The sequence below is a fragment of the Pseudomonas sp. GW821-FHT10C09 genome, assembly GCF_059415465.1.
The window spans coordinates 171272-195564 of sequence record NZ_JBWKNG010000005.1; the positions used below are offsets into that span (position 1 = coordinate 171272).

Genomic DNA, 24293 nt, shown 5'->3' on the forward strand with positions numbered 1-24293 from the left:
CATGTCGAAATTTTTTATCGACCGTCCGATTTTCGCCTGGGTAATTGCCCTGGTGATCATGCTGGTCGGGGCACTATCGATCCTCAAACTGCCGATCAACCAGTACCCGAGCATTGCGCCTCCGGCGATCGCCATCTCCGTGACCTACCCAGGTGCTTCGGCACAAACGGTACAGGACACCGTGGTGCAGGTGATCGAACAACAGCTCAACGGCATCGATCACTTGCGTTATGTGTCCTCGGAAAGTAACTCCGACGGCACCATGACCATCACCGCGACCTTCGAGCAAGGCACCAACTCCGATACCGCGCAGGTTCAGGTCCAGAACAAGCTGAACCTGGCCACCCCGCTGCTGCCGCAAGAAGTGCAGCAGCAAGGTATCCGCGTGACCAAGGCAGTGAAGAACTTCCTGTTGGTCATCGGTGTGGTATCGCGTGACGGCAGCATGACCAAGGACGACTTGTCCAACTACATCGTGTCGAACATGCAGGACCCGATCTCGCGAACCGCCGGTGTCGGTGACTTCCAGGTGTTCGGTTCCCAGTACGCCATGCGTATCTGGCTCGACCCGGCCAAGCTGAACAACTACAACCTGACCCCGGTTGACGTCAAAACCGCCATCGCCGCGCAAAACGTGCAGATCTCGTCCGGTCAACTCGGCGGTTTGCCGGCCCTGCCCGACACACAGCTGAACGCCACAATCATCGGCAAGACCCGTCTGCAGACCGCCGAGCAGTTCAATAAAATCCTGCTCAAGGTCAACAAGGACGGCTCTCAGGTTCGCTTGAAAGATGTCGCCGACGTTGGTCTGGGTGGTGAAAACTACAGCATCAACGCCCAGTTCAACGGCGCTCCGGCGTCCGGTCTGGCGGTGAAGCTGGCCACTGGCGCCAACGCTCTGGATACCGCCGCAGCCCTGCGCAAGACCATCGACGACCTCAAGCCGTTCTTCCCGCAAGGGATGGAGGTGGTGTTCCCGTATGACACCACTCCAGTGGTGACCGAGTCGATCAAAGGCGTGGTTCACACCTTGGTCGAAGCCGTCGTGCTGGTGTTCCTGGTGATGTTCCTGTTCCTGCAAAACTTCCGCGCCACCATCATCACCACGATGACGGTGCCGGTGGTACTGCTGGGTACGTTCGGCATCCTCGCGGCCGCCGGTTTCAGCATCAACACCCTGACCATGTTCGGTATGGTCCTGGCCATCGGCTTGCTGGTGGACGACGCCATCGTCGTGGTGGAAAACGTCGAACGGGTCATGAGTGAAGAAGGCCTGTCACCCAAGGAGGCCACCAAGAAATCCATGGGGCAGATCCAGGGTGCACTGGTCGGTATCGCCATGGTGCTGTCGGCGGTTCTGCTGCCAATGGCGTTCTTCAGCGGCTCCACCGGCGTGATCTACAAGCAGTTCTCGATCACCATCGTCTCGGCCATGGCCTTGTCGGTACTGGTTGCACTGATCTTCACCCCGGCGCTCTGCGCCACCATGCTCAAGGCCATTCCCAAGGGTGAGCACGGCACACCCAAGCGTGGCTTCTTCGGCTGGTTCAACCGGAATTTCGACCGCGGCGTAAGAAGCTATGAGCGCGGCGTGGGCAGCATGCTCTCGCGCAAGGCGCCGTACCTGCTGGCCTATCTCCTCATCATTGTCGGCATGATCTGGCTGTTCACCCGTATTCCGACGGCGTTCCTGCCGGAAGAAGACCAGGGCGTACTGTTCGCCCAGGTGCAGACGCCGGCCGGTTCAACCGCCCAGCGGACCCAGGTGGTCGTGGACGAGATGCGTGAATTCCTGCTGCGTCCAGGCAAGGATGGCGGTGAAGGCGATGCGGTGAACTCGGTGTTTACCGTGACCGGCTTCAACTTCGCCGGTCGTGGCCAGAGCTCGGGCATGGCGTTCATCATGCTTCGTCCATGGGACGAACGTAACGCCGACAACAACGTGTTCAAGGTGGCGGCCCGTGCCCAGCAGCACTTCTTCACCTTCCGCGATGCCATGGTGTTTGCCTTTGCGCCACCGGCGGTACTGGAACTGGGTAACGCCACCGGTTTCGACGTGTTCCTGCAAGACCGTGCCGGCATTGGTCACGACAAGCTGATGGCTGCCCGTAACCAGTTCCTCGGCATGGCCGCGCAGAGCAAGATTCTGACGCAAGTGCGCCCGAACGGCCTGAACGACGAACCGCAATACCAACTGGAAATCGACGACGAGAAGGCCAGCGCCTTGGGCGTGACCATCGCCGACATCAACAACACCCTGTCGATTGCGCTGGGCAGTAGCTACGTCAACGACTTCATCGACCGTGGTCGAGTGAAGAAGGTGTACGTGCAAGGCCAGCCTGGCTCGCGTATGAGCCCGGAAGACCTGAAGAAATGGTATGTGCGCAACAGCGTCGGCACCATGGTTCCGTTCTCGGCGTTTGCCAAGGGTGAATGGATTTACGGCTCGCCGAAGCTGGCCCGTTACAACGGCGTGGAAGCGATGGAAATCCTCGGCTCCCCGGCGCCGGGCTACTCCACCGGTGAAGCCATGGCCGAAGTCGAAGCGATTGCCGCGAAGCTGCCGGCGGGTGTCGGTATTTCCTGGACCGGCCTGTCGTACGAGGAACGCTTGTCCGGTTCCCAGGCGCCAGCGCTGTATGCCCTGTCGCTGCTGATGGTGTTCCTGTGTCTGGCGGCGCTGTATGAAAGCTGGTCGATCCCGATTGCGGTGATGCTGGTGGTGCCGCTGGGGATCATCGGTGCACTGATGGCGACCAGCCTGCGTGGCCTGTCCAACGACGTGTACTTCCAGGTGGGCCTGTTGACGACCATCGGCCTGGCGGCGAAAAACGCCATTTTGATTGTCGAATTTGCAAAGGAACTGCATGAACAAGGGCGTAGCCTGCGCGATGCGGCAATTGAAGCCTGCCGGATGCGTCTGCGACCGATCATCATGACCTCGCTCGCCTTCGTTCTCGGCGTGGTACCCCTGGCGATTTCCACCGGTGCAGGTTCGGGTAGCCAGCATGCCATCGGCACCGGCGTGATTGGCGGTATGATCACCGCCACCGTGCTGGCGATCTTCTGGGTCCCACTGTTCTTCGTCACTGTGTCGTCCATCGGTCAGCGCAAAAAAGTCGACCAGGATGACGCCACTGAAACTCCTAAAGAGGCTGGCCAATGAGCAAGTCGCTACTTTCCCTAGCCGTTGCCGCGTTTGTGCTCGGTGGTTGCTCGCTGATACCCGATTATCAGCAACCTGCGGCACCGGTGGCAGCCCAATACCCGCAAGGTCCGGCGTACTCGCCGGCCCAGGCGGCTGGCCAGGCGGCAGCAGAGCAAGGCTGGAAGCAGTTTTTCCATGACCCGGCCCTGCAACAGCTGATCCAGGTCGCACTGGAAAACAACCGTGACCTGCGTGTCGCGGCCTTGAACATCGACGCTTTTGCGGCTCAATACCGCATCCAGCGCGCCGACCTGTACCCGGCCGTGTCGGCCAACGGCACCGGCAGCCGTCAGCGCGTTCCGGCTGACGCGTCGCAAACCGGTCAGGCGGGCATCAGCAGTTCCTACTCGGCCACGGTCGGCATCAGTGCCTATGAACTCGACCTGTTCGGTCGGGTTCGCAGCCTGAGTGAAGAAGCACTGCAGAAGTACTTCGCCACTGAAGAAGGTCGACGCAGTACGCAGCTCAGCCTGGTGGCCAGCGTGGCCAACGCCTACCTGGCCTGGCAAGCCGACAAGGAACTGCTGAAAGTCACCCAGGACACCCTCGGTGCGTTCGAGGAGAGCTACAAGCTCACCGCGCGCAGTGCCGAAGTCGGTGTGGCCTCGGCGCTGGACCTCGCCCAGTCGCGCACCTCGGTGGAAACCGCCCGGGTTCAACTGGCGAAGTACACCCGCCAGGTCGCTCAGGATGAAAACAGCCTGGTGCTCCTGCTCGGCACCGGCATCCCTGCCAACCTGCAAGCCGCCAAACCGCTGTCTGACGATTTGCTGAGCGACGTGCCCGCCGGTCTGCCATCGGACTTGCTGCAACGTCGTCCGGACATCCTCCAGGCCGAATACAACCTGAAAGCTGCCAACGCCAACATCGGTGCGGCACGGGCTGCGTTCTTCCCGAGCATCAGCCTGACGGCCAACGCCGGCACCCTGAGCCCGGACTTGTCCGGTCTGTTCAAGGGCGGTTCGGGCACCTGGCTGTTCTCGCCGCAGATCAACCTGCCGATCTTCAACGCCGGCAGCCTGAGCGCCAGCCTGGATTACTCGAAAATCCAGAAAGACATCGGCGTGGCGAACTACGAGAAGTCCATTCAAACGGCCTTCCAGGAAGTCGCCGACGGCCTCGCTGCCCGCGAGACCTACACCCACCAGTTGCAGGCGCAGCGCGACAACGTCACCGCCAACCAGGAGTACTACCGCCTGGCCGAGCGTCGTTACCGCATTGGTGTCGACAGCAACCTGACCTTCCTCGATGCCCAGCGTCAGCTGTTCAACGCGCAACAAGTGCTGATCACTGACCGTCTGGCGCAACTGGTCAGCGCGGTCAATCTGTACAAGGCACTGGGTGGTGGCTGGAATCAGCAGACCGCCAAGGTCGAACCGCTGAAAGAAGAAGCGCCGAAGATGAAGATGTTCTGATAGCGCTGTGAAAACAGGAAGCCCACCTTTTGGTGGGCTTTTTGTTGGGTGCGGGAAAAGTGTCGGTGTGCTCACTGGCCCCTTCGCGAGCAGGCTCGCTCCCACATTTAATCGGGGTCCTCCAGAAAGTATGCGGTCAAATGTGGGAGCGAGCCTGCTCGCGAAGAGTCGGGTACAGACACCCTAAAATCCTGATCAATCTTATGTTCGATAATCGCCCAAAACACGCTTTCACCAATTGAACCATCCAGTACATTCCCCGCACCATTCCTCGCACAAGACCAACAACATCAGGTTCACCCTCATGCTCCCGCGCCCTGCCTTGTCCGGCTGATTCCGCAGCTTTTCTGAATCGATCAGATCTTTCGTCTGCAACCCAAGGTTGCGGCATCACCGCGCTTCATCCCCAACAATTAGAGAGACCCGAGCCCATGACGCATTCCACCGCGCAGTATTTCCTCCCCGGCCTGATCGCCATTGCAGTGGCCGGCGCAGCCCTGCCCGCTCAAGCCGAGGAATCGGGTTTTGTCGACGGCGCCAAGGTCAACCTGAACCTGCGCAACTTCTACATCAACCGCAACTTTACCAACCCGACCAAAGCCCAGGGCAAGGCCGAAGAGTGGACGCAAAACTTCATCCTCGACGCCAAATCCGGCTTCACCCAGGGCACTGTCGGCTTCGGTATGGACGTGTTGGGGTTGTACTCGCTGAAGCTCGACGGCGGCAAAGGCACCGGCGGTACGCAGTTGCTGCCGCTGGACCATGACGGACGCCCGGCGGACAACTTCGGTCGCACCAACGTCGCGTTCAAGGCCAAGCTGTCCCAGACCGAAGTGAAGGTCGGTGAATGGATGCCGGTGCTGCCGATCCTGCGTTCGGACGACGGCCGTTCCCTGCCGCAAACCTTCCGTGGCGGCCAGATCACCTCAAAGGAAATCGCCGGCCTGACGCTCTACGGCGGCCAATTCCGCGCCAACAGCCCGCGCGACGACAGCAGCATGAGCGACATGTCGATGAACGGAAAACCGGTCTTCACCTCCGACCGTTTCAACTTCCAGGGCGGTGAATACGCCTTCAACGAAAAGCGCACCCAAATCGGCCTGTGGAACGCTGAACTCAAGGACATCTACAGCCAGCAATTCGTCAATCTGATCCACAGCCAGCCACTGGGCGACTGGACCCTGGGCGCCAACCTCGGCTTTTTCTACGGCAAGGATGACGGCAGCGCCCGCGCCGGCGATCTCGACAACAAGACCTGGTCCGGCCTGTTCTCGGCCAAATACGGCGGCAACACCTTCTACGTCGGCCTGCAAAAACTCACGGGCGACAGCGCCTGGATGCGCGTCAACGGCACCAGCGGCGGCACCCTGGCCAACGACAGCTACAACGCCAGTTACGATAACGCGCAGGAAAGATCCTGGCAGGTGCGCCACGACTATAACTTCGTAGCCCTCGGCATTCCGGGCCTGACCCTGATGAACCGCTACATCAGCGGCGACAACGTCCACACCGGCACCATCACCGACGGCAAGGAATGGGGCCGCGAATCGGAACTGGGCTACACCGTGCAAAGCGGCGCGTTAAAGGACTTCAACGTCAAATGGCGCAACTCGACCATCCGCCGCGATTTCAGCAACAACGAATTCGATGAAAACCGGTTGATCATCAGCTATCCGATCAGCCTGTTGTAACCCCCCATCACCAGTAGGTGTGAGCCATTCAATACCTATGTCGACTGATAGACCGCTTTCGCGAGCAGGCTCGCTCCCACAGTTGAACGAGTTCCCCCAGGGAGAATGCGGTCTAAATGTGGGAGCGAGCCTGCTCGCGAAGGCGTCAGTTCAGGCACCATCAAAACCCGAGGTCACTCCCGCGATTCAACCCCCAACTCATCCCAAACCGACTCCGCCAAATGGAACGTCGCGTTCGCCGCCGGGATGCCGCAGTAGATTGCGCTCTGCATGATCACTTCCTTGATCTCGCCACGGGTCACGCCGTTGTTGGCGGCGGCGCGCAGGTGCAGCTTGAGTTCTTCATTGCGGTTCATGCCGATCAGCATGGAAATGGTGATCAGGCTGCGGGTATGGCGCGGCAGGCCCGGGCGGGTCCAGATATCACCCCAGGCGTGGCGGGTGATCATCTCCTGAAACTCCGAGTTGAACTCGGTCAGGGTGGTCAGGCTGCGGTCGACGTGAGCGTCGCCGAGTACTGCGCGACGGACTTTCATGCCCTCGTCGTAACGTTGTTTTTCGTCCACAACCATCCCCTTATTAAGCTGACAAAAACGCCAACACCTGCGCGCTGAACGCGGCGCCGGCCTGGACGTTGGACAAATGTGCGGCGTAGAACTCGGCGTATTCGGCGCCCTGCACGTGCTCTTGAATGAAGTGCCCACCGGACGGTGGCGTCACTGCGTCTTCAGTGCCGGCGATCACCAGCAACGGCGCCTTGATCGACGACAACTGATCACGGAAATCGGCATCCCGCACTGCTGCACAATTGGCTGCATAACCCTCAGGTGACGTGGCGGCGAGCATGTCGGTGATTCGCTTCGCGGCAGACGGATTGGCGGCAGCAAAGTCCGGGGTAAACCAGCGCGCAATCGAGGCATCGCGCAGCGCAACCATCGCGGCCGGACCGTCACGCAGCACCGTTTCAATGCGCGGGTTCCAGATCGACGGATCGCCGATTTTCGCCGCGGTGTTGCACACCACCAATTTGTTCAGTCGATCAGCGGCGTTGATCCCCAGCCATTGGCCGATCAAACCGCCCATGGACAATCCGCAGAAATGCGCACGTTCAATGTGCAAGGCGTCCAGCAGTGCCAGTACGTCGCGACCCAGTTGCTCGATGCTGTACGGGCCGGGTGTCACCAGAGACTGGCCGTGGCCACGGGTGTCGAAACGCAGCACCCGGAAACGTTCGGTGAACGCCGCAACCTGCGCGTCCCACATGTGCAGGTCAGTGCCCAGCGAGTTGGACAGCACCAGTACCGGCGCATCTTCAGGTCCATCCAGTTGGTAGTGCAGTTCGCCCTCGGCGAGTTGTACAAAAGCCACAGCAATCTCCTTCAGGCAATCAACGCAGAATGTTCAGCCAACGCCCGCTCGACCCAGGTTTGGGCCTGACCGAGGTAATGGGCGGGGTCCAGCAAATGATCGAGTTCAGCCGCCGAAAGCTCGGCGGTCACTTGCGGTTCGTCACCCAGCACGGCGCGCAGATGCCGCTGTTCAGCCACCGCACGTTTGCAGCAGCGTTCCAACAGATGATGCGCAGTGTCGCGGCCGACCCGTTGGGCGAGGACGATGCTCACCGCTTCGGCCAGCACCAGGCCTTGGGTCAAATCGAGGTTGCGAGCCATGCGATCCGCATCCACTTCCAGCCCCTGAGCCACCAGCAAGGCTTGCTTGAGGCTGCCAGACACCAGGCAACAAATCTCCGGCAGGGTTTCCCACTCTGCATGCCACAAGCCGAGGCTGCGCTCGTGCTCCTGCGGCATGGCGCTGAAGAGCGTCGAGAGCAAACCGGGAACGCGTGTCGCCGCACCGATCAGCACCGCAGCACCCACCGGGTTGCGCTTGTGCGGCATGGTCGAAGAACCGCCCTTGCCCGGCGCCGACGGTTCAAACACCTCACCGGCTTCGGTCTGCATCAACAGGCTGATGTCGCGGCCGAGTTTGCCGAGGCTGCCGGCGATCAATCCCAGCACCGAGCCAAACTCCACCAGACGATCACGTTGGGTGTGCCAAGGCTGATCCGGCAAGCTCAGCTGCAACTCGCCGGCCAGCGCTTCGGCAATCGGCATCGCCTGTGCGCCGAGGGCGGCCAGGGTTCCGGAGGCACCGCCAAATTGCAGCACCAGCAGACGCGGCTTGAGCTCTTGCAAGCGCTGACGGCTGCGGGTGACCGCGCCCAGCCATCCGGCGATTTTCATGCCGAGGGTGACCGGCGTGGCGTGCTGCAACCAGGTGCGTCCGGCCAACGGCGTGGCGACATAGCGTTTGGCTTGAGTGGCGAGGATGTCGCCTAGTTGCGCGAGATCGCTTTCGATCAATGCCAGTGCCTGGCGCAGTTGCAACACTAGCCCTGTGTCCATCACATCCTGGCTGGTCGCACCCAAATGCACATAGCGCTCGGCTTCGGCGTCGCTGGCCGCGATCTGTTTGCCCAACGCCTTGACCAATGGAATGGCCGAGTTGCCGGCCGTGGCAATCGCCTCGCCGAGGACGGCGAAGTCGTAATGCCCGGCCTGGCACGCCGCTTCAATCGAAGCGACAGCCGATTGCGGGATCAGCCCGACACGCGCCTCGGCCCGGGCCAGCGCCGCCTCGAAATCGAGCATGGCCTGCACGCGGCCCTGATCGCAGAACACCTCACGCATATCGCGGGCAGTGAAATAGGCATCGAACAATTGATTGCCCGGTCGATCGTTCATAAACAGTCCTTGATGGCGCGGGCCCGTCAGGCCCACGCGGAAAGATCAGAGGTCGTGGTGCAAATATTTCGCCTGTTTGGGCAGACGCAAACTGAACAGGAACGCCACCGCCATCATCACCGTAACGTACCAGTAGAAGGAGTTTTCCATGCCCACGGCTTTCAGGCTCAGGGCCACGTATTCCGCCGAACCACCGAAGATCGCATTCGCCACCGCGTAGGCAAGGCCGACGCCGAGGGCGCGCACTTCCGGCGGGAACATCTCGGCTTTCACCAGGCCACTGATCGAGGTGTAGAAACTCACGATCGCCAGCGCCACGGTAATCAGCACGAAGGCCAGGAACGGACTGCTGACACTTTTCAGGCTCAATAGAATCGGCACGGTGCACAAGGTCCCGAGGGCGCCGAACCAGAGCATCGAATTACGCCGACCGATCTTGTCGGCGAGCATGCCGAAGAACGGTTGCATGCACATATAAAGGAACAGCGCGCCGGTCATGATGTAACTGGCGGTCTTGGCCTGCATGCCGGCGGTGTTCACCAGGTATTTCTGCATGTACGTGGTGAAGGTGTAGAAAATCAGCGAGCCACCGGCGGTGTAACCGAGCACGGTAATGAACGCGGCTTTATGGTCGCGGAACAGTGCGGCAATACTGCCGGCGTCCTTGTTTTCGCGCATTTCCTTGCTGCTGGTTTCCTTCAGCGAACGACGCAGGAACAGCGAAATCAGCGCAGCCGCCGCACCGACCACAAACGGAATCCGCCAGCCGTAGGCACGCAGCTCATCTTCACTGAGGAACTGTTGCAGGATCACCACCAGCGACACCGCCAGCAATTGTCCGCCAATCAGCGTCACGTACTGGAACGAGGCGAAAAAGCCGCGCTGGCCCTTGAGCGCGACTTCGCTCATGTAGGTGGCGGTGGTGCCGTACTCGCCGCCCACCGACAACCCTTGAATCAAACGCGCGAACAGCAACAGCACCGGCGCCCAGACGCCGATGTCCTTATAGGTCGGCAGGAACGCGATGAGCAACGAACCGAAGCACATCATCAGAATCGAGATCATCATCGAGTTCTTGCGCCCGTGCTTGTCCGCCACCCTGCCGAAAATCCAGCCGCCGATGGGGCGCATCAGGAACCCGGCGGCGAACACGCCAGCGGTGTTGACCAGTTGCACCGTGGGGTTGTCGGACGGGAAAAAGGCCGGGGCGAAATAGATCGCGCAAAAGGCGTAGACGTAGAAGTCGAACCATTCCACGAGGTTGCCGGACGAGGCGCCGACAATGGCGAAGATGCGCTTGCTGCGCTCTTCGCCGGTGTAGTGTTCTGTTGAAGCAGCGGTCGTTGTCATTGTTTTTCACTCAATGGGGACAGTGAGAGTCTAGACACACTTCGCAACAGTCCTGTTCCCCAGATAGATCAGCCACACAAATCCCCTTGTGGGAGATGATCCCTTGTGGGAGCGAGCCTGCTCGCGAAAGCGGTCTAACAGTCAACATTGATGTTGAATGTAATGTCCTCTTCGCGAGCAGGCTCACTCCTACAGGGATTTGCGGTGTTGATTCAATAGTCGAAGAACACCGTCTCGGCATCAGTGCCTTGCAGGATCACATTCCACTGGTACACACCGGACGCATCCTGCTTCGCCAGCAACGTGGTGCGACGCTCGGCCGGTACGCACTCCAGCAGCGGATCCGACACATTCGCCGCTTCACCCTCAAAGTAAATCCGCGTCAGCAAATGCTTCACTAACCCGCGGGCAAACACCAGCACCACCAAGTGCGGGGCCTGGGTCGAGCCTTTCAGGCCTTCGACCGTGCCCGGCTTGATGGTGGTGAAACGAAAGCGCCCTTCTGCATCCACCGGCACCCGGCCAAAGCCTTCGAAGTTCGGGTCCAGCGGTTTGTCCTGATCGTCTTCCGGATGGTCGTACTTGCCGGCGGCGTTGGCCTGCCAGACTTCCAGCATCGCGTCGTTGACGACATCGCCGTTGCCATCGATGACTTGCCCGGTGATCGCCACGCGTTGGCCGAGGGTTTGTTCGACGGTCAGGTCTTCGCGGTTCAGCCAGGTCAGGCCGATGTGGTAATACGGCCCGACGGTGTGGGACGTGGTCGCGTTCAGCGTCATCTTATTTCTCCATCGGCGTGGCGTCGCGGCCGCGCAAGACGATGTCCCAGCGATAACCGAGGGCATAGGAAGGGACGGTTTTTTCCAGATCGAACGTCGCGATCAAGCGCTCTTTGGCGCTGGTATCGGGCACGCAGTTGTAGATCGGGTCATAGGCCAGCAGCGGGTCGCCCGGGAAATACATCTGCGTGACCAGACGCGTGAGAATGCTCGGCCCGAACAACGAGAAATGGATGTGCGCCGGGCGCCATGCGTTGTGGTGGTTACCCCACGGGTAGGCGCCGGGCTTGATGGTCTGGAATTGATACCAGCCATCGGCATCGGTCACGGTGCGGCCGGTGCCGGTGAAGTTCGGGTCCAGCGGCGCGTCGTGCAGGTCGCGGGCATGGTTGTAGCGACCGGCGGCGTTGGCCTGCCAGATCTCCACCAGAATCCCCGGCACGGGCAGACCGTTTTCATCGAGCACACGGCCGTGAATGATGATCCGTTCACCCAGTGGCTCGCCCTTGTGCTGAACGGTCAGGTCGTTGTCCTTCTCGCTGACACGATCGGCGCCGATGGTCGGGCCGGTGATTTCCGACAACGAATGGGGCAGAAACACCAACGGCTTGGACGGCGAGCGAAGGTTGGTGGATTGATACGTCGGGTGCAGGTATTCCGGCTGAGTGCCTTCCTGCGGACGACGGTAACCAGGCTTGTCAGTCATTGCGCTTTCCTCTGTTCTTGTTTGTCGACGCGGCGTGTCAGACGCGTTCGATCGCCAGCGCCAGACCTTGGCCGACACCGACGCACATGGTCGCCAGGCCTTTCTTGCCGCCGGTTTTTTCCAACTGATGCAGCGCGGTCAGGACCAGGCGCGCACCGCTCATGCCCAGCGGATGGCCCAAGGCAATGGCGCCACCGTTCGGGTTGACCTGGGCCGCGTCGTCGGCAATGCCCAGTTCGCGCAGCACCGCCAAGCCTTGGCTGGCGAAGGCCTCGTTGAGTTCGATCACGTCGAAATCGCTGACCGCCACGCCCAGACGCTCGGTCAGTTTGCGCACCGCCGGGACAGGGCCGATGCCCATCACTCGTGGCGCGACACCGGCGCTTGCCATACCCAGCACTTTAGCGCGGGCGGTGAGGCCGTGTTTTTTCACGGCTTCGGCCGAGGCCAGAATCAACGCCGCCGCACCGTCGTTGACGCCCGAAGCGTTGCCAGCGGTGACGGTTTTGTCGGGGCCATTGATCGGTTTGAGTTTGGCCAGCATCTCCAGGGTGGTATCGCCACGAGGATGCTCATCCTGCGACACGACCGTTTCACCCTTCTTGTGGGCAATCCGCACTTCGACGATTTCTTCAGCGAAAAATCCTGCAGCCTGCGCGGCGGCTGTGCGCTGCTGGCTGCGCAGCGCGAAAGCGTCCTGATCCTCGCGGGACACTTGGTAATCATCGGCGACGTTGTCGGCGGTCTGCGGCATCGCATCCACACCGTATTGCGCCTTCATCAACGGGTTGATGAAACGCCAGCCGATGGTGGTGTCTTCCAGCTTCATATTGCGCGAGAACGCCGCATCAGCCTTGCCCATCACGAACGGTGCGCGGGACATCGACTCGACGCCGCCGGCAATCGCCAGCTCCATTTCACCGCTGGCGATGGCACGGAACGCCGTGCCGATGGCGTCCATGCCCGACGCGCACAGGCGATTGAGCGTGACGCCGGGAATGCTTTCCGGCAGCCCGGCCAGCAGCAACGCCATGCGTGCGACGTTACGGTTGTCTTCGCCGGCCTGGTTGGCGCAGCCGAGGAACACCTCGTCCACGGCCGTCCAGTCCACCGACGGATTGCGTTCCATCAGCGCCTTGATCGGCACGGCGGCCAGGTCGTCCGCACGAACGGCGGACAGACCGCCGCCAAAACGGCCGATGGGGGTGCGAATGGCGTCGCAGATATAAACGTCACGCATCAGGCTTCTCCGGGGGCTTGGCCATGAGCGGCGGCGGTGCGGGCTTCAAGATCGCGCAGTGCCGTCAGTTCAACGTCGGTGGGCTCGGCGGTGTTTTCAACCGTGTCGGCAAAACGAATCGGCCATCCGGTGGCGGCAACCACTTGCTCACGGGTCACGCCAGGGTGCAGCGCGGTGACCACAAATTCATGGGTGCCGGCTTCCGGCTCCATGATGCACAGGTCGGTAATGATGCCGACCGGACCGGCGCCCGGCAAACCAAGACGCTTGCGCGAATCGCCACCCTCGCCATGGCCGACCGAGGTAATGAAGTCGAGCTTGTCGACGAAAGAACGCGCCGACTGCTTGAGGATGATCAATACACTTTTGGCCGAGCCGGCAATCTCCGGCGCGCCACCGGCACCCGGCAGACGGACTTTCGGCGAGAAGTAATCGCCGACCACGGTGGTGTTGATGTTGCCGAAACGGTCGACTTGCGCAGCGCCGAGGAAACCGACGTCGATACGCCCGCCCTGCAACCAATAGCGAAAAATCTCACCGGTCGGGACCACGGTGTCGGCGGTTTCCGCCAGCTCACCGTCACCAATCGACAGCGGCAATACGCTCGGCTTGGCACCGATCGGGCCCGATTCGTAGATCAGGACCACATCCGGCGACGACGTCAGGCGCGCCAGGTTGGCCGCTTTCGACGGCAGGCCGATGCCGACGAAGCACACCGAACCGTTCTTCAAACGGCGAGCGGCGGCGACGGTCATCATTTCATTGGTGGTGTAAGTCATTACTTGGCCTCCGAAGCAGCGGCCAGCTTGGCCTGGAACTCGCTAAAGTCAGCGCTACCGTGGATGTATTCATTGATCCACGCGGTGAAGGTTTCACGGTCGCGGGCAATCGGGTCCCAGGCCTGGTAGAAACGGTTGTCACGCTCGTTGTAGCCATGGGCGTAGGACGGATGCGCGCCGCCAGGGACGAGGCAAACCGCGCTCAAGGCCCAGGTGGGCAGGACGCAGGAGTTCATCGGTGCATTGAGGTCGTCGACGATTTCTTCGACGGTGACGATGCAACGCTTGGCGGCCAGTGCGGCTTCTTTCTGCACGCCGAGAATGCCCCACAGCAGCACATTGCCTTTGCGGTCGGCTTTCTGCGCATGGATCACGGTGATGTCCGGACGCACCGACGGCACGGCCGCCAGCACTTCACCGGTAAACGGGCAGGTGACGGTTTTGATCAGTGGATTGACCTTCGGCAGGTCGGAACCGGCGTAGGCCCGCAGCACCGCGAACGGTAGGCCGGAGGCGCCAGCGACGTAGGCATTGGCCAGGTCGGCGTGGCTGTGCTCTTCGATCTCCAGTGGATGCGGCCACTGTTTCTCGACGGCATCACGCAGACGGTGCAGCGAACCCACACCCGGGTTGCCGCCCCAGGAGAAAATCAACTTGCGAGCACAACCGGCGCCGATCAACTGGTCGTAGATCAGGTCCGGGGTCATGCGCACCAGCGTCAGGTCTTTCTTGCCCTGACGAATGATTTCATGACCCGCCGCCGTAGGGATCAGATGGGTAAAGCCTTCGAGCGCGACCGTATCGCCGTCGTTTACGAATTGCTTCACCGCGTCGTGCAGCGAAAGGATTTCAGCCATGGGGCAGGCTCCCGTTTTGTTATCAACCGACAGTGGAAGAAAAAGGCGCGATGCGCAGCGCCGGAATGACTGAAGGTTAAGCCTGTGCAAAACACCAAACAATCCGATAATCGACTATGTGTTCGTTTATCGAACAGATTGTTGGCAACCTATCGAAGATCAAAAGCATCGCGAGCAAGCCCGCTCCCACAGGGGAACGTGGTCACCTGTGGGAGCGAGCCTGCTCGCGAAGAGGCCATCAAAACCGCTGAAGATGCCGGATCAGCCCCTCAAGTAGCATCCGCATGACTGACCATGCCCTTGATCACCACCGCCGTGGTCGCCAACGCCGCCGGAATCACCAGTGCCGTCAGCACCTGCTCGAAATTCCAGCCCAACCCGAGCAGCGTCGCACCCATCCATGCCCCGAGAATCGCGCCAAAGCGGCCAATCCCGAGCATCCATGACACCCCGGTCGCCCGCCCTTGTGTCGGATAAAACCGCGCCGCCAGGGAAGGCATCGCCGATTGCGCACCGTTGACGCACATGCCCGCCACCAGCACCAACGTCGCCAACAGGGTGATGTTGCCCAGGCTCTGCCCCACCGCGTAGGCAAACACCCCGGCCAGCAGGTAGAAAATGCCGATCACCTTGTGCGGATTGAACCGGTCCATCGCCCAGCCTACGCCCACCGCACTCAGCACCCCGCCAAACTGGAACAGCGCGCCGATGAACGCGGCCTGCTCCATGCTCGCGCCGCTGTCGCGCATCAGTGTCGGCAGCCAACTGGTCAGCAGGTACACAATCACCAGGCCCATGAAGTAAGTCAGCCACAGCAGCAATGTGCCGGTGCTGTAGGTGCCGGAGAAGATCACCGCGAATACGTTGCGCGCCTTCACGGTTTTCTGTTCCGGCACGCTGAAGCTTGAAGCCTGGGCGACGACGGTCGGGTCGATGGGCGCCAGGGTCTTGCGTACTTTGTCGGTGCCACGGTTACGGACTACAAGGTAGCGCGCCGATTCCGGCAGCCAGAACAGCAGGACGACCGAGAGGATCAGCGGCAGAATCCCGCCGATCAACAGCAAACTGTGCCAACCGAACGCCGGGATCAGCTTGGCCGAGATAAACCCGCCGCCGGCCATGCCGAGGTTGAAGCCGCAGAACATGCTGGTCACCAGCAGGGATTTCTTGCGCTCCGGGGTGTATTCCGACAGCAGCGTGGTGGCGTTCGGCATGCCAGCGCCAAGGCCAAGGCCGGTGAGGAAACGCAGCACCAGCAATTGGTCGACATTGGTGCTGTAGGCCGACGCCAGACTGAAGGCACCAAACAACAACACCGCGCCAACCAGCACGACTTTGCGCCCGAAGCGGTCAGCCAACGGACCGGAACCCAGCGCGCCGAAGACCATGCCGATCAATGCGGCACTCATCACTGGGCCAAGACTGGCGCGGTCGATCCCCCAATCCTGCGACAACGCAGGCGCAATAAAGCCCATGGCCGCAGTATCGAGGCCATCGAGGAAGACAATCAGGAAACACAGGATCACCACTCGCCACTGATAGCGCGAAATGGGTTGAGCATTGATGAAGGACTGCACGTCGAGGCAGTTACCTACAGCAGACTGGGGCTGGTTCATTATTTTTATTCCACGCAAGAACGCAGTCGAACAGGTGCCAGCCTGAGCTGGCGCTGCCGCGACAGTAATGATCCAAGGGAAAGAGCGTCAATTCGATAAACGCGAGTCTGTGCGTTTATCGAACATCTTAGATAAAAGCTTAGGCGAAGAGCTGTGCGCTGAGGTCGCGGCTGGCGCTGAGCAGGCCGGGCAGGAAGCGTTGTTCCAGTTCGTTGCGACTGACACGGCCGGCGTGAGTGCTGACGTTCAAGGCGGCCACCACCTGACCGGACGCGTCGTACACCGGCACGGCAATCGAACGCAGGCCCTGCTCCAGTTCCTGATCGACGATGCACCAGCCTTGTTGCCGCACCTCTTGCAGGCATTCGAGCAACGCCTCGGGTGTGTGCAGCGTGCGGCTGGTCTTGGCTTGCAGTTCTGCGTGATCGAGGTATTCACGCAACGAAGTGTCGTCCAGCGCGGCAAGAAGAATCCGGCCCATTGAAGTGCAATACGCCGGCAGGCGACCGCCCACTGAAAGGTCGACCGAAATAAGCCGCTGCGTGGTCGCCGAGCGTGCGATGTACAAAATGTCATCGCCTTCCAGCGTGGCCATGTTGCAGGCTTCGTGCAGTTGCTCGCTCATGCGGTCCAGGTACGGCTGGGCCGACACCGCCAGTGGCGTCGAAGACAAATAGGCATGGCCCAGGGTCAACACCTTGGGCAGCAGCGAATAGGTGCGGCCGTCGGTGGTGGCGTAGCCGAGTTTGATCAAGGTATGCAGGCAACGTCGCACGGCGGCGCGGGGAATTTCCGTGCGATGGCTGATCTGGGCAATGGTCAGGTGGCGCTTGCGCTCTTGAAACGCTTGCACCACCGCCAGGCCACGCGCCAGGGAAGTCATGAAATCAGGGTCGCCGGTCAAGGCCTGGATGCGCTTCGCGGGTGAGGCGACGATCGGCGGCGCCACTGAAGTGAAAGAGTTGCGCATTTGATCGTTCATGACAGGTCCTTTCCGAGGCGGATCAGCGGCTATTACACGCGGCCCCTGCTCCTGCACACAAGACCGGGACCGCCAAGATTGGGCGATTATCGGACGACAGGCCGATAATCGCAATCGACGCCACGCAAGGTCTGATACGACTCACGCCATTAACTGCCCGTTTTATTTTTTGTCTGGTCGACTTCTTAAAGGTCGATGTAAGCGGTTTAAGTTGTTCACCTTAATGGCGCCAGAAAGACATCGCTGCACAATGACATCATCGGATCCTAGTTGCCGTTAACACTTGTCAGTAACAAAACAATCACACATGACGAACTACTTTTAACGCCTCGGTGATAGTGTTCTTCGAATCGACCGCTATAATGCAATTCAGTGGCGAAACGGTTTTTTATCCACCGGCTCCGTCACCCGGCAGCGCGATGTCCCATCGTCGTTGCCCGCAGCAAGCGCCTGACGCTCATTTCATATGCTCCGCCAAAGCGCTCGCTGAAACAGGAACCTGATGCTACGTCAGCTGTTTTTCTCTGGTGTCGTGGCCGCCTGCAACATGGAAGTATTGTTCACATGCCGTCAAAAGGTTGCCTTCCTGGGCATTACCCTTTTTATGAGCGTGGTCAATCGACTCGATGCAGCGCGTTTCACCGGAAATTATCCCAACTCATACAGGTAGCACTGTGACGAAAGACGAACTGCGCGCGGAACTTGAGCGCCAGGAACAACGTTACAAGGAAGTTTACGGCGGGGAAGTCACCACCTACGCCGCCCAGCCCGAACCGGAACGTAAACCCTGGCGTAAACGCGCCACCGTTCAGGACCAGGCGTTCACCCAGGAACTGCAGAAGATGGAAAAGGAACTCAAAGCCGAAGAGCCTTGACTGCCTCGGCCCGAATTCTTTCAGGGGTCTGTGTCGGCTCCCGCTAAAAGCGGGTGGCATCGATCAAGCCTTTCGTGCCCGCTACAAGCGGGCAGCGGCCACCTCACCCCTCGGATGAGGCAAATGGCTCGTTTCTGACCCTCTTCTCAGATATTTCATACAAGCGTTGAAGCCTCTCGACTACACGAGAGAAACCCTTGTGCCTGCGGCTTTTATCTATTAATTCAATGACTTGAAAAACCCGGTAAAACGCTGGGAGATTGGCGTCCCTCACCATTTAATTCGTTGAAGAATGTTACCGATGAGCAGCAAGTGCATTGATTAGCAGTCTTTTCTGGCATAATCGCGCCCCCTTACGACCGGGTCAGAAAACCTTCATGATCGATTTATTCAGCGGACTGGATGCTTGGGTGCTTGTGAGCCTCTTGCTCGCCCTGGCCTTTGTCCTCGCCTTCGAGTTCATCAACGGCTTTCATGACACCGCAAACGCGGTGGCCACTGTTATCTACACCAAAGCCATGCCGCCTCATCTGGCGGTGTTCTTTTCCGGGGTGTTCAACTTCCTCGGCGTGCTGCTGGGCGGTGTTGGCGTGGCGTATGCCATCGTTCACCTGCTGCCGGTAGAACTGCTGATCAATGTGAATACCGGTCACGGACTGGCCATGGTGTTCTCGCTGCTTGCTGCCGCCATCACCTGGAACCTGGGCACCTGGTACTTCGGTATCCCGGCCTCCAGCTCCCACACCCTGATCGGTTCGATCCTCGGTGTCGGCCTGGCCAACGCCTTGATCAACGACATTCCGTTGGCCGATGGCGTGAACTGGCAGAAGGCGATCGACATTGGTGCCTCCCTGGTGTTCTCGCCAATGGCCGGCTTCCTCGTCGCGGCACTGGTGTTGATCGGCCTTAAATGGTGGCGTCCACTGTCCAAGATGCACAAGACACCGGATCAGCGCCGCAAGCTCGATGACAAGAAGCACCCACCGTTCTGGAACCGTCTGGTCCTGGTGATCTCGGCCATGGCCGTGAGCTTCGTGCACGGCTCCAACGATGGCCAGAAAGGTATCGGCCTGATCATGCTGGTGCTGATCGGTATCGTGCCGGCGCAGTTCGTACTCGACCTGGGCAGCACGACGTACCAGATCGAACGGACCCGCGATGCGACCCTGCACCTGAGCCAGTTCTACAAGCGCAATGCCGACACCCTGGGTGAATACCTGGCACTGGGTAAAAGCATCGAAGGTGATCTGCCGGAGAAATTCCGTTGCAACCCGCAACAGACCGAACCGACCATCACCGCCCTGCTCGGCACCCTTAAAGGTGTATCGGACTACCACTCGTTGTCGTCGGAAAGCCGCATCGAAGTGCGCCGCTACTTGCTCTGCCTGGATGACACGGCGAAGAAAGTCGGCAAGTTGCCTAGCCTCAATGCCCGTGAAAAGGCTGACTTGGACAAACTGCGCAAAGACCTGACCACCACCACCGAATACGCGCCGTTCTGGGTGATTCTGGCGGTTGCCCTGGCACTGGGCCTGGGCACCATGGTGGGCTGGAAACGTGTGGTACTGACTATCGGCGAGAAGATCGGCAAGCAAGGCATGACTTACGCACAAGGCATGTCGGCGCAGATCACCACCGCGTGCATGATTGGCCTGGCGAACATCTTCAGCCTGCCGGTCTCCACCACCCACGTGCTGTCCTCGGGCGTGGCCGGGACCATGGTCGCGAACAAAAGCGGCCTGCAAGGCGGCACGGTGAAAACCATCCTGCTGGCCTGGGTCCTGACCCTGCCAGCGACGGTGGGCCTGTCGGCCGGCCTGTTCTGGCTGGCGTCGAAGGCGCTGGGTAGCTGATCCATCGCCCAGCAATGAAAAAGCCCGACCATTGAGTCGGGCTTTTTTGTGGGCGCAATTTCAAATTCAACCGCTCCCACAGGGTTTTGTATTGCCAGATCTAAATTGCAGGCAAAAAAAAGGGCAACCGAAGTTGCCCAAAATGCCTTGCGTGCTCATTACATCCGGAAAGAACTACGGTTTGCGCTTGTGCGAATCCTTCCAGATAAAAAATCCAAACCCCGCGAAAAACATAACCATGAGGCTGACAGTCAGCACTCCGGCGATCACCACGTTGTCGAAAAACATGACTGGCCTCCTGGGCTTGCCCTGTTGCGATAGGGCTAAGTTAACCAAACAGGCAGAAGAGAAAATTGACCTGGATCAATGTCGCCCGAGACCGGGCTTAAAGGCGGGGTAATAACTGACCTGCATCAAAAGATGCAGGGGGGTTCAACGCTTTTTTGGTTTGTTCTTCGGTTTCTTCTTGGCTTTGCCCAATGGCATTGCCTGCTCGAACGCCTGACGAACTTCATTCAGACGTTTTTCATTAAGGTCGTGAACCCGCTTGGCGCGTTCAGAGTTGAGATCAATCAGCTTATCGTCTTGGCTCATGGTGCTCAGTGCATCGTTTGACGGGTATAGCGCAATAATGCGGGCTGACCCGCCACAACTCAAATCTGAATATCGACCCACAAGCCCTGACGCGGCTGATCTTCCATCAACGGCGCCACCGGCACGGTGTTGTCGGCATTCAGTTCGTCACCGGGAATGGCCAGGTGCTCCTCGGGGTCTTCATCGGCCTCGCGGCGACGACGCTCGCGCTCCAGCTTGCGGCGCTGTTCCTCGCGCAGCTGAAAAGCCGCTTCTTCGGGATCACGCTGCTGCAGGTCGATGGTGCTTTCGTTCGAGCTTTCCTGCACCGGCACCACTGGCGGAATATCCGGGCGCTGGCGGATCGGGTCGTGCTGTGAGGTGATTGGCACGGCACTCAAGGGGAGCATCGGTAGCAGCATAATTTTTTAGTCTCCTGTCAGCAGGCTGTCGGCTGCGGGGATGGCGACTTGAGCCATCGGTCGCAAACTGTGACCCGTTTGGCACTCATCAGTGCCCTGGCCGGCAAGCACCGCCTCATTGGGCTAACGTAAGACTGCGAGTTTTTATGAGAGTCCTTTGGCCCTGAGGGCCTCCTTCCGTTAAGATAGCCCGCTTTTTCAAGGTGGGAGTCAGGCAGCATGGCGCAGCAGTATCAACCGGGGCAACGCTGGATCAGTGACAGCGAAGCCGAGCTGGGTTTAGGCACCGTTCTGGCACAGGACGGCCGCTTGTTGACCGTGCTCTACCCGGCCACTGGCGAGACTCGCCAGTACGCGCTACGGAATGCGCCCCTCACCCGCGTGCGGTTTTCGCCAGGTGACTCGATCACTCACTTCGAAGGCTGGAAACTGACGGTCCAGGAAGTCGACGACGTCGATGGCCTGCTGGTCTACCACGGTCTCAACGCGCAGAACGAAAGCGTGACCCTGCCGGAAACCCAACTGTCGAACTTCATTCAGTTCCGTCTGGCCAGCGACCGTCTGTTCGCCGGGCAGATCGACCCGCTGGCCTGGTTCTCCCTGCGTTACAACACCCTGGAACACACCAGCCGCCAATTGCAGTCCGCGCTGTGGGGCCTCGGTGGCGTGCGTGCACAACCAATCGCGCACCAGCTGCACATCGCCCGCGAAGTCGCCGACCGCATTGCGCCGCGCGTTCTGCTGGCGGACGAAGTGGGCCTGGGTAAAACCATCGAAGCCGGTCTGGTGATCCATCGCCAATTGCTCTCGGGCCGCGCCAACCGCGTGCTGATCCTGGTTCCCGAGAACCTGCAGCACCAGTGGCTGGTCGAGATGCGCCGCCGCTTCAACCTGCAAGTTGCGCTGTTCGACGAAGAACGCTTCATCGAAAGCGATGCCACCAACCCGTTCGAAGACACCCAGCTTGCGCTGGTTGCACTGGAGTGGCTGGTCGAAGACGAAAAGGCCCAGGACGCGCTGTTTGCCGCCGGCTGGGACCTGATGGTCGTCGACGAAGCCCACCACCTGGTATGGCACGAAGACAAGGCCAGCGCGGAATACACCTTGGTCGAACAACTGGCCGAGACCATTCCCGGCGTGCTGCTGCTGACCGCAACCCCGGAACAACTGGGCCAGGACAGCCACTTCGCCCGTCTGCGCCTGCTCGACCCGAACCGTTTCCATGACCTGGCCGCCTTCCGCGCCGAGAGCGAAAACTATCGCCCGGTGGCCGAAGCCGTTCAGGAGCTGCTGGACAAGGGGCGCCTGTCGCCTGAAGCACACAAGACCATTCACGGTTTCCTCGGCAACGAAGGCGAAGCCTTGCTGACCGCCGTGAACGATGGCGATACCGAAGCCAGCGCGCGCCTCGTGCGTGAATTGCTGGACCGCCATGGCACCGGCCGCGTGCTGTTCCGTAATACCCGCGCTGCCGTACAGGGTTTCCCGGAGCGCAAACTGCACCCGTACCCGCTGCCGTGCCCGGATGAATACCTCGAACTGCCGCTGGGCGATCACGCCGAGCTGTACCCGGAAGTCAGCTTCCAGGCCCAGCCGGACGCCAACGAAGAAGAGCGCTGGTGGAAATTCGACCCGCGTGTCGAGTGGCTGATCGACACCCTGAAGATGCTCAAGCGCACCAAAGTGCTGGTGATCTGCGCCCACGCCGAAACCGCCATGGACCTGGAAGACGCCCTGCGCGTGCGTTCCGGCATCCCGGCCACGGTGTTCCACGAAGGCATGAACATCCTCGAGCGTGACCGCGCCGCCGCTTACTTCGCCGACGAAGAATTCGGCGCACAAGTGCTGATCTGCTCGGAAATCGGCAGTGAAGGTCGCAACTTCCAGTTCTCGCACCACCTGGTGCTGTTCGATCTGCCGGCGCACCCGGACCTGCTGGAGCAGCGTATCGGGCGTCTGGACCGGATCGGCCAGAAGCACATCATCGAGCTGCACGTGCCGTACCTGGAAACCAGCCCGCAAGAGCGTCTGTTCCAGTGGTACCACGAAGCGCTGAACGCGTTCCTCAACACCTGCCCGACCGGCAACGCCTTGCAGCATCAGTTCGGCCCGCGCCTGCTGCCGCTGCTGGAAGAGGCCGACGACGGCGAGTGGCAAGCGCTGATCGACGAAGCCCGCACCGAGCGTGAGCGTCTGGAAGCCGACTTGCACACCGGCCGTGACCGTCTGCTGGAACTCAATTCCGGCGGCGCTGGCGAAGGCGATGCGCTGGTCGAAGACATTCTTGAGCAAGACGATCAGTTCACCCTGCCGATCTACATGGAAACCCTGTTTGACGCCTTCGGCATCGACAGCGAAGACCATTCGGAAAATGCCCTGATCCTCAAGCCGAGCGAAAAAATGCTCGACGCCAGCTTCCCGCTGGGCGACGACGAAGGCGTGACCATCACTTACGACCGCAACCAGGCGCTGTCTCGCGAAGACATGCAGTTCATCACCTGGGAGCACCCGATGGTTCAGGGCGGCATGGACCTGGTCCTGTCCGGCTCGATGGGCAACACCGCCGTCGCGCTGATCAAGAACAAGGCGCTCAAGCCCGGCACCGTGTTGCTGGAACTGCTCTACGTCAGCGAAGTGGTTGCCCCGCGCTCGCTGCAACTGGGCCGTTACCTGCCGCCGGCCGCCCTGCGCTGTCTGCTCGATGCCAATGGCAACGACCTGTCGGCCCGCGTGTCGTTCGAGACCTTGAACGATCAGCTGGAAAGCGTACCGCGTGCCAGCGCCAACAAGTTCATCCAGGCTCAGCGTGATCAGCTGACGCCTCGGATCAACGCCGGCGAAGAGAAGATCCTGCCGCGTCACGCCGAGCGTGTGGCCGAGGCGCAGCGTCGCCTGGCAGCGGATACCGATGAAGAACTGGCGCGCCTGACCGCGTTGCAAGCCGTGAACCCGACCGTGCGCGACAGCGAACTGGTGGCCCTGCGCAAACAGCGTGAGCAAGGGTTGGCCATGCTTGAAAAGGCTGCGTTGCGGCTTGAAGCGATTCGGGTGTTGGTGGCGGGTTAAGTCCCCTGCCCTACCCGGTTAAATAAAGAAGGCCCGCAGTGATGCGGGCCTTTTTTTGTCTGCTGATACCTATGGTGTTGCAGAAGGCCTCATCGCGAGCAGGCTCGCTCCCACAATTGGATCTTCAGTGTGTCCGA

The 24293-nt window shown here is 60.4% G+C and carries 20 protein-coding genes; 6 read left to right on the top strand and 14 right to left on the bottom strand.

Annotated features, from left to right (window positions below; translation table 11 throughout):
* The first annotated feature begins 1 nt into the window (after position 1).
* From emhB to AC07N8_RS06660, 3 genes are all read left to right on the top strand, one after another.
* The gene (gene emhB / locus AC07N8_RS06650; protein WP_483840554.1) at positions 2 to 3166 is read left to right on the top strand and encodes an efflux RND transporter permease subunit EmhB; all 3165 of its coding nucleotides are present in this window, start codon (positions 2 to 4) and stop codon (positions 3164 to 3166) included.
* Positions 3163 to 4623, top strand: a complete 1461-nt coding sequence (gene emhC, locus AC07N8_RS06655; protein WP_493142601.1) for an efflux RND transporter outer membrane subunit EmhC — start codon at positions 3163 to 3165, stop codon at positions 4621 to 4623. The genes emhB and emhC overlap by 4 nt, the downstream gene beginning before the upstream one ends.
* 431 nt (positions 4624 to 5054) lie before the next feature.
* Positions 5055 to 6314, top strand: a complete 1260-nt coding sequence (locus AC07N8_RS06660; RefSeq protein WP_493142599.1) for an OprD family porin — start codon at positions 5055 to 5057, stop codon at positions 6312 to 6314.
* A 173-nt stretch (positions 6315 to 6487) separates the two neighbouring features.
* Here AC07N8_RS06660 and pcaC read toward each other — a convergent pair whose 3' ends face one another.
* From pcaC to pcaR, 11 genes are all read right to left on the bottom strand, one after another.
* On the bottom strand, positions 6488 to 6880 hold the full coding sequence (gene pcaC, locus AC07N8_RS06665; protein ID WP_140666156.1) for a 4-carboxymuconolactone decarboxylase: 393 nt from the start codon (positions 6878 to 6880) through the stop codon (positions 6488 to 6490).
* 13 nt (positions 6881 to 6893) lie between these two features.
* Entirely contained in the window at positions 6894 to 7682 is a 789-nt protein-coding gene (pcaD, locus tag AC07N8_RS06670; RefSeq protein ID WP_493142596.1) for a 3-oxoadipate enol-lactonase, read from the bottom strand.
* 11 nt (positions 7683 to 7693) lie between these two features.
* Positions 7694 to 9058: a 3-carboxy-cis,cis-muconate cycloisomerase gene (locus AC07N8_RS06675; protein WP_493142594.1), complete on the bottom strand. Its 1365-nt coding sequence runs from the start codon at positions 9056 to 9058 to the stop codon at positions 7694 to 7696.
* Between the two features lie 45 nt (positions 9059 to 9103).
* Positions 9104 to 10408, bottom strand: a complete 1305-nt coding sequence (locus AC07N8_RS06680) for an MFS family transporter (protein WP_310263174.1) — start codon at positions 10406 to 10408, stop codon at positions 9104 to 9106.
* 212 nt (positions 10409 to 10620) lie between these two features.
* On the bottom strand, positions 10621 to 11187 hold the full coding sequence (gene pcaG, locus AC07N8_RS06685; protein ID WP_483840549.1) for a protocatechuate 3,4-dioxygenase subunit alpha: 567 nt from the start codon (positions 11185 to 11187) through the stop codon (positions 10621 to 10623).
* Position 11188: 1 nt separating this feature from the next.
* Complete coding sequence (gene pcaH, locus AC07N8_RS06690) at positions 11189 to 11893, bottom strand: protocatechuate 3,4-dioxygenase subunit beta (protein WP_483840548.1); 705 nt, start codon at positions 11891 to 11893, stop codon at positions 11189 to 11191.
* Positions 11894 to 11930: 37 nt separating this feature from the next.
* Positions 11931 to 13136 carry a 3-oxoadipyl-CoA thiolase gene (gene pcaF, locus AC07N8_RS06695; protein ID WP_493142780.1) on the bottom strand — a complete coding sequence of 402 codons (1206 nt, stop codon included), beginning with the start codon at positions 13134 to 13136 and terminating at the stop codon, positions 11931 to 11933.
* On the bottom strand, positions 13133 to 13912 hold the full coding sequence (locus AC07N8_RS06700; RefSeq protein WP_140666168.1) for a CoA-transferase subunit beta: 780 nt from the start codon (positions 13910 to 13912) through the stop codon (positions 13133 to 13135). The genes pcaF and AC07N8_RS06700 overlap by 4 nt, the downstream gene beginning before the upstream one ends.
* Positions 13912 to 14769 carry a CoA transferase subunit A gene (locus AC07N8_RS06705; RefSeq protein ID WP_493142592.1) on the bottom strand — a complete coding sequence of 286 codons (858 nt, stop codon included), beginning with the start codon at positions 14767 to 14769 and terminating at the stop codon, positions 13912 to 13914. Before AC07N8_RS06705 ends, AC07N8_RS06700 begins: the two co-directional genes overlap by 1 nt.
* Positions 14770 to 15038: 269 nt before the next feature.
* The gene (gene pcaK, locus AC07N8_RS06710; RefSeq protein WP_493142591.1) at positions 15039 to 16385 is read right to left on the bottom strand and encodes a 4-hydroxybenzoate transporter PcaK; all 1347 of its coding nucleotides are present in this window, start codon (positions 16383 to 16385) and stop codon (positions 15039 to 15041) included.
* 139 nt (positions 16386 to 16524) lie between these two features.
* The gene (pcaR, locus tag AC07N8_RS06715) at positions 16525 to 17367 is read right to left on the bottom strand and encodes a pca regulon transcriptional regulator PcaR (protein ID WP_027925617.1); all 843 of its coding nucleotides are present in this window, start codon (positions 17365 to 17367) and stop codon (positions 16525 to 16527) included.
* A gap of 674 nt (positions 17368 to 18041) precedes the next feature.
* Between pcaR and AC07N8_RS06720 the strand changes: the two genes are divergently transcribed.
* Together AC07N8_RS06720 and AC07N8_RS06725 are read left to right on the top strand one after the other, a co-directional pair.
* Positions 18042 to 18242 (top strand): hypothetical protein, encoded by a 201-nt coding sequence (locus AC07N8_RS06720; protein WP_007935837.1) that lies wholly within the window; start codon positions 18042 to 18044, stop codon positions 18240 to 18242.
* 377 nt (positions 18243 to 18619) lie between these two features.
* Entirely contained in the window at positions 18620 to 20095 is a 1476-nt protein-coding gene (locus AC07N8_RS06725; protein WP_483840545.1) for an inorganic phosphate transporter, read from the top strand.
* Between the two features lie 174 nt (positions 20096 to 20269).
* Here the strand turns inward: AC07N8_RS06725 and ccoM are convergent, their stop codons facing one another.
* From ccoM to AC07N8_RS06740, 3 genes are all read right to left on the bottom strand, one after another.
* Entirely contained in the window at positions 20270 to 20383 is a 114-nt protein-coding gene (gene ccoM / locus AC07N8_RS06730) for a cytochrome c oxidase subunit CcoM (protein WP_027925619.1), read from the bottom strand.
* A 144-nt stretch (positions 20384 to 20527) separates the two neighbouring features.
* Positions 20528 to 20689 carry a hypothetical protein gene (locus tag AC07N8_RS06735; RefSeq protein ID WP_007935839.1) on the bottom strand — a complete coding sequence of 54 codons (162 nt, stop codon included), beginning with the start codon at positions 20687 to 20689 and terminating at the stop codon, positions 20528 to 20530.
* A gap of 59 nt (positions 20690 to 20748) precedes the next feature.
* Positions 20749 to 21090: a hypothetical protein gene (locus tag AC07N8_RS06740; protein ID WP_027925620.1), complete on the bottom strand. Its 342-nt coding sequence runs from the start codon at positions 21088 to 21090 to the stop codon at positions 20749 to 20751.
* A gap of 219 nt (positions 21091 to 21309) precedes the next feature.
* Here AC07N8_RS06740 and rapA point away from each other — a divergent pair, with 219 nt between their 5' ends.
* The gene (gene rapA, locus AC07N8_RS06745) at positions 21310 to 24156 is read left to right on the top strand and encodes an RNA polymerase-associated protein RapA (RefSeq protein WP_310263190.1); all 2847 of its coding nucleotides are present in this window, start codon (positions 21310 to 21312) and stop codon (positions 24154 to 24156) included.
* Positions 24157 to 24293: the final 137 nt, after the last annotated feature.